Below are 6,478 nucleotides of genomic sequence, written 5' to 3' on the forward strand. Positions count from 1 at the left end.
AGTCTATTTTTAGCATTTATCTTTTTAAATACATTATGTAAATGTGTTTTTACTGTATTTTCACTTACAAACAACTCATCTGCAATTTGCATATTAGATGCACCACAGCCCAGTAGCTTAATTATTTGCTGCTCTCTTTTCGTTAATTTAGCATAAGCTTGAGAGGTAATAGATGAATTACCTGCACGATAATGCTGTATATATTCTTGAGCCAATTTTCGATTAAACCACATTTCATCATCAAGCACTTTTTCCATGCCCTTAACTAAAGATTCAAGCTGATCATTGGTATAAAATACACCCACAAGATTCTGCCATTTAAAGAGCATTTTAGGTTCAATATCTAGCGGGCAATTAATAAGCACTTCTTTTGCATCAGGGCAGGATAAGCGTTTAAATGCTGAGTAATCAGCAAAATTATTTTCATCAACGCGAGAATAGTCGATGATAACCAATTGAATTTTATAGGATGATAGACTGTTATCATTCATCCACGTATCGCAAAGCGGAGAGATATCAATACTAATCGGCAACTTTGACTCTAGCGAATCTTTAAGTAAGCGAGACTGCATACAAACATCAGAAAGCAATCGAACGTTAATTTTTTTTTCTTCACTCATTTTAAACTCCTAGATCATACCGCTCACTTGATAAAACTAACGTTAAGCGACTATAAGTCAATATCTCAAAATAACCCGCTCTCATTTTAATAAAAAACCTAATGAATAAATCCATTTAATTCATGAAGTTATTGTGCATTCTTATTTATGAGAACAAATGACTGTTTTATTTATATACCTTACTACTTGAAGTAGTTTTGGTGTAGTAGGCCATTCTATAAAAGGTAATGGAATAAAAAGATAAAGAATCGAGTGTCATTCCTAACGAATGAAAAGCACCACGCACTTCTGGTTTTGAGAAAAAGCGTGGCACTCACTGCTCATTGGCTATTACTTTAAAAATCAACGTCGATGAGAAAATCACCCTATTGAGGCTAGGTCCGATATAGAACTTTTACAACATGCCAACCAAACTTGGTTTTCACCAAATGGGGTGTCAGTACCTCTCCAGTGAAACAGATTTTATCAAATTGAGGTACCATCTGCCCCTGACGAAACTCACCCAGATCGCCCCCTTTTTTACCCGAAGGGCAGGTAGAATATTTTCTGGCTAATGTTTGAAATTTCGCTCCTTTTTTTAACTGAGCGATAATATCTTCAGCTTGTTCTTTATGCTTCACTAAAATGTGAAGAGCCGCTGCCGTTCTTGCCATCATTTTTCTCAATAAATTTGCTACTGCAAATAGTGTAACGGATGCTTTTCAAGAGTCCAACCCCAATGTAAGAGTGCAAAAGATCAATAAACATACGGTTATACTGTTTATTTGCATTTAACGCATTGCCGTCAGTAAGAGATCGTTTAGTATTAAGCATAAGAAACAACGTTGAGTAAGGTGTTATGGCTAAAACCCCCAGTAAGGCAAACCAATCCCAAGGCATGTTGATGTTCACATTGAACACTCAGAAACAGCTTTTTGCTATCGGGACTCTGAAAGTACGAGAGATTGTCCCTTACATGCCAATGACACAAATCCCATATTCTCATCACCATGTGATCGGAACGGTGACCATCCGTAACTTGACGGTACCTGTCATTGATATGGCTGCCGCCATTGGCTTTAGAGCAATTCAACCTAGCGAATATAAACAATGCTACTTAATCGTGACGGACTGCCTGCGAACTGTAGTTGCGTTTATGGTACGTAGCATTGAGAAAATCATCGAGTGTGACTGGCGAACAATCGAGTCTTCACCTGCAGTGGCGGGAAAAGACGTTTTTATCACTGGCATAACCCGCTATCAAAAACAGATTGTGCAGTTACTTGACGTCGAATTATTACTTTCAAAAATTTATCCACAGTATGAATCAACTAAGATCCCGATGCTGACTGATATTGAACGTGAGCGATTAAAAGCATTGCGTATTTTACTGGTGGATGATTCATCTATTGCACGTAAACAATTGTCAGATGCCTTAGACAGTATCAACATCCCTTACCAAATCTGTAAAAATGGGCTTGATGCCATTGAGCTGATGCGTCAAGACGCTCAACATCAACGTGCGATCGATTTGCTGGTCAGTGATATTGAAATGCCGGGCCTCGATGGATATGAACTGGCCTTTGAGGTTCAAAATGATCCAATGCTGAGCCATGCTTATTGTATTCTTCACACCTCGCTTTCCAGTGAGATCTGTTTGGATAGAGCTCACCAAGTCGGAGCCCACGAAGCTTTGGAAAAATTTAACGCAACAGAATTAATAGAAGCGATGCTGCGTGGCGCAAAAAAACTGGAACAACGTAAGGATACCGCTTAATCAAGTTTTGCTTGCACAAACAGAGCCTGAAGCGCTTCTCTATCTGATTTTTTCAGTTTACTCACTACAAGCTGATAAGAGCGTTCACATAATTCCTCTAACATCATCTGGTCAACATCTCCGTTTAACTTAACGGAGATCCAGTGTCTTTTATTCATATGATAACCAGGACGAATAGCGGAAAAGGCACTGGTCAGAACTTCACCATCTTCGGGAGTGCACTTCAATGTCACAAACGGCTCTTCTCTCGACTGAGAAGTATAGGCAAACATTTTACCGCGAATTTTGAAAACCAACGCGTCAGGACCAAACGGATAGCTACTTTCTACCTGAGGTAAAATATCCAAAAACGATTCAATATCATACATCTCCATCTATTACTCCTTGATTCAGTAACCAACTTATTTTAATCATTCAGCGATTCAATATATAAAAAACCCCCTACTATGTCTGTCTGTTGTGTTTGATCTACATCAAGAATCGATTGTTCACTGTAAATAAAAATTCAACTTCAAACTTTAGTTGCATTTTTTTAGCGCATAACTTTGGGATATCCGCTAATCTTAGCGGTATGAATATCTGTGACTGTCTATTAATTTTACGATAATGACCAGCGACGACTTTAAGAGATCTACAGCCAATTTAAAAAAAGCAGTACCGTTGATGATGAAAAATCATGTGGCGGCGACACCTGCTAACTATGCACTTTGGTATACCTATGTTGACAATGCCATACCTCAACTCAATCGAGAACTCGATTCTGTATTGGAAAACTTTGGCCTTTGTCCTCCCGCGGCAAGCTCTCAACTCTATAACAGCTATGTCGCATCGCGCTCTGAAACCAGTTTAAGCACGCTACGCAACAACATTGAAGTGTTAGTCAATGAAGTCGCAAGTTCAATGTCAGATACCCTAACCGATACCAGCGAATTTGCCAGAGTGATTGATAAAAGTTTTAGTGAATTAGAACGAGTCGAAAACGATGATTTATCGATCGAAGAGGTGATGAAAGTGGTTCGCCAATTGGTCACTGAATCGCGAGATATTCGCCATTCAACTCAGTTTCTAAATGGTCAACTTAATAGTGCCAGTAAAGAAATTCATCGACTGAAAGAGCAGCTTGCCGAGGTGCAAAAAGAGGCTTTATTCGATGGATTGTCCGGTTTATATAACCGCCGTTCGTTCAATGATGATCTCTTTACCCTAATAAGCGCGCAGCAACCAATAAGCCTGATCTTATTAGATATCGATCACTTCAAATCTTTTAATGACAATTACGGCCACCTATTTGGTGACACCGTCATCAAAGGCATCGCTAAAAAGCTTCAGAGTAGCTGCCGAGATGGCATTACTGCCTACCGATTTGGCGGTGAAGAGTTCGTTTTAATTGTTCCAAATAAAACACTGCGCATTGCCAGACAGTTTGCAGAATCACTGCGCCGTTCGATAGAAAAAATGAGCGTGAAGGATCGCCGTTCAGGAAACCAAGTTGGTAATATTACCGCCTCTTTTGGTGTGACAGAATTACAACTAGGTGATACGTCCGAGTCTTTGATAGAAAGAACCGATAAACTGCTCTATGAAGCAAAACAATTAGGCCGCAACCGTGTTATGCCGCTTTAATCGCTTCAACCTCTTATGGGTAGCTGAAAAGCAATCACAATTTCCATAAACCTCAATTTATGGATAGAAAAGTAAAAGGGGCGCCACGCCCCATTTAATCCCAATTCGCATCTATAACCTAAGCAAGGTTAAAACTGTAGTTTAAGTAGTAGTCTTCACCATCTTTTGCGGTGTACTCCTTATCTTCACTACAAGCTTGAGGCTTACCCTTTTCATCACCTTTGACTAGGCTTACCCAGTGGCGCATTGCGGCGCTGGGCATTTCTTCCACCGATTGGGTAAATGTGGTACACGTTTCTAACTGAATATCATTAATCTCTATCAGTTCAACGCGTCCAGTCCCTTTAGTGCAGCCTAACATCACTTCAACATGGCTACCACTTCCATCACGAAACAAGATCGAACATGGTGACTCCTTTTCACCATTGAAGGCAACAAAATGTTTTGGGTACTTCAAACCACTATGACGCCCATCCTTGAAATAAGCCAACACATGGCGGTAATCGATCACATAACTGGTCACATCTTGATGAGAGCCCGTCGCCAAAGGGAACAATCTATCGAGTAGTTGCTTCGCTCTACTCTGCTTTTCATTTTGTTGATTAGCACTGATAGTCTCGACGGCGAAGACGGCTTCAGCGATAAAGGGTTTATCTAGTTTTTGGATTTCTGTTTTATCGAATGTCAGCATATTCATCGTCTTTTCCTTATAGGTAACTCAACATTTTGTGTTCTAGAGCAATTATTCCAAACTTGCGTTTAACCTTTGTGCAAATTTGTGACCTTGCTTACTTGGTAGATTAACCAATTTTTTACTACAATTTCACAACAAAAATTTTACAGTGTGAATTTTACAAAATGGCCTTATCAAAAAGCTTAGTTCGTCAGTCACATTTCTTAGGGACAAAAGTCAGAAACTTAAGAAAGCGTAATCACCTAACGATGGAAGACTTATCGGCACGCTGTATTCGTATCAACCCAGAATACGCCCCCTCCGTTTCATACCTTTCGATGATTGAGCGTGGAAAACGGGTGCCTAGTGTTGATATGTTGGAGGTCATTGCCCAAGTTTTCCAAAACAGATCCCGCTTGGTTTTTAGATGATGAACCAGGCCAAATGGCTATTATTCCTGACAAGCGTAACAGAGGTGGCATCAGCGGTATGGCTCTTGAACCTAGCTTTTTATTCTCAAATGATATTTTACAAATCGCGATCCCAGAGATGCTTTCCCAAACCGGGATCACTGGCAAACAGTTTGCTCATCTATTGATCCGTGCTCACCAAGAGAGTTTACAAAACCACTTCCCAGATCTTGAGCGAGCAGCAGAAGAAGTGGGTTTAAAACGCTTAAACTTAGCTGTTGAAGATCTGATCGACATCGCCAAAAGCCTTGGTTTGGTTATCCGCTGGGTCACGAGAACCCCGCAAGATGTTGTTGATGAGCTTGGTGTTAGCGCCAAACAACTTATTACCTCTTTTTTTGAACCACCATGCACGATCTACCTCAATGAAATTCTACGTGAGTACCCAACTCGCCTAAAGTACGACCTCGCGGTGTATATTGGCCACAATATTCTGCACAGCAAAGAGGGACTAAAAAGTGTCTTAACGGTTGGCCACACAAACAGTTGGGAGGAAACGCCTGATGCCACCGCCACCTGTGAATTAAATTCCCAAGATATCCTTCAGGCATGGCGAGATTTTGAATCGAGTTTTTTTGCTGGCGCACTACTGTGCCCCAAAGTGCCTTATCGACAACTTCTTGATCGCAGCGGCTACGAAATCGATGTACATTTGAAAGCAGGGGTTTCTCCTTCCGTTGCGATGAGACGCATGACGGTCGTGTCACCCTATCCGCATTGGCACTATTTCGATGCTTATGGTGAAGGCAAATTAAAAGCGGTTTATCGTGGCAATGGAATCCCTCTACCGTGGGGGAATATGCGTAAAGTGAATGACCCTTGCCAGCATTGGGCCGTGTTTAGACGTCTTTCAGAGCCGAAAAGTGGCAGCTCTGCGCAAATTTCGATTTTGAATGTAGGTGATGAGCCGAGAATATATTGCTGTGAATCCGTCAATATGATCGATCCAGCAGGCAATAATCGAGTGCTATGCGCTGGAATAGATTTGAATCCAGCCATCAATGCACAAGGTGGGGATGCTCACTCAATTGCTGAGGAGCTCAAAGCGTTATGCGTCAGCAACGGCGGAAGCTCTCTTATTCCAAGACACATCAAAAAAGATCTCACGACTATTGCTAAAATTCTTAATATTAATTGGATTGAACGTGGAATTGAAAATAATGCGCGCTTAATCTGCTCACGCGGTGCTGTCTGTCCAAGAAAACCAAGCTGCTATGAGAAATGTGCTGGCTAGTTGCAGAGCGTAAAAATAAAAAAAGCCAATCACAAAAAGTATGATTGGCTATTAATAAGTGTGAACAAAAATAAGGTTCACTAACAACGTCAGTTGGCTAGG

Annotated in this window: 6 protein-coding genes and 1 pseudogene; 3 read left to right on the forward strand and 4 right to left on the reverse strand. The window is 40.8% G+C overall.

All coding sequences use genetic code 11. The features are described from left to right. Positions 1-620: LuxR C-terminal-related transcriptional regulator (locus AACQ17_RS04620; protein WP_094167715.1), on the reverse strand; the 620-nt coding region annotated here is incomplete at its 3' end. A 374-nt stretch (positions 621-994) separates the two neighbouring features. Next, positions 995-1,273 carry a peptidylprolyl isomerase PpiC gene (ppiC, locus tag AACQ17_RS04625; protein ID WP_026027858.1) on the reverse strand — a complete coding sequence of 93 codons (279 nt, stop codon included), beginning with the start codon at positions 1,271-1,273 and terminating at the stop codon, positions 995-997. A gap of 185 nt (positions 1,274-1,458) precedes the next feature. Here ppiC and AACQ17_RS04630 point away from each other — a divergent pair, with 185 nt between their 5' ends. Further along, complete coding sequence (locus tag AACQ17_RS04630) at positions 1,459-2,376, forward strand: chemotaxis protein (RefSeq protein WP_019281245.1); 918 nt, start codon at positions 1,459-1,461, stop codon at positions 2,374-2,376. Here AACQ17_RS04630 and AACQ17_RS04635 read toward each other — a convergent pair. After that, a complete protein-coding gene (locus AACQ17_RS04635) occupies positions 2,373-2,750 on the reverse strand; it encodes an MmcQ/YjbR family DNA-binding protein (protein WP_017045994.1) in 378 nt (125 codons plus the stop codon). The genes AACQ17_RS04630 and AACQ17_RS04635 overlap by 4 nt on opposite strands. Positions 2,751-2,982: 232 nt before the next feature. On the opposite strand from AACQ17_RS04635, the gene AACQ17_RS04640 reads away from it, so the two are divergent. Beyond that, positions 2,983-3,999: a GGDEF domain-containing protein gene (locus AACQ17_RS04640; RefSeq protein ID WP_017045993.1), complete on the forward strand. Its 1,017-nt coding sequence runs from the start codon at positions 2,983-2,985 to the stop codon at positions 3,997-3,999. 118 nt (positions 4,000-4,117) lie between these two features. Here the strand turns inward: AACQ17_RS04640 and AACQ17_RS04645 are convergent, their stop codons facing one another. Then, entirely contained in the window at positions 4,118-4,696 is a 579-nt protein-coding gene (locus tag AACQ17_RS04645) for a malate synthase (RefSeq protein WP_094147995.1), read from the reverse strand. 161 nt (positions 4,697-4,857) lie between these two features. On the opposite strand from AACQ17_RS04645, the pseudogene AACQ17_RS04650 reads away from it, so the two are divergent. After that, positions 4,858-6,376 (forward strand): annotated as a pseudogene (locus AACQ17_RS04650) (DUF3612 domain-containing protein). The last annotated feature ends 102 nt before the right edge of the window (positions 6,377-6,478 follow it).

Origin of the sequence: Vibrio sp. V10_P2A27P122, assembly GCF_963874335.1 — a bacterium.
GTDB lineage: Bacteria > Pseudomonadota > Gammaproteobacteria > Enterobacterales > Vibrionaceae > Vibrio > Vibrio anguillarum.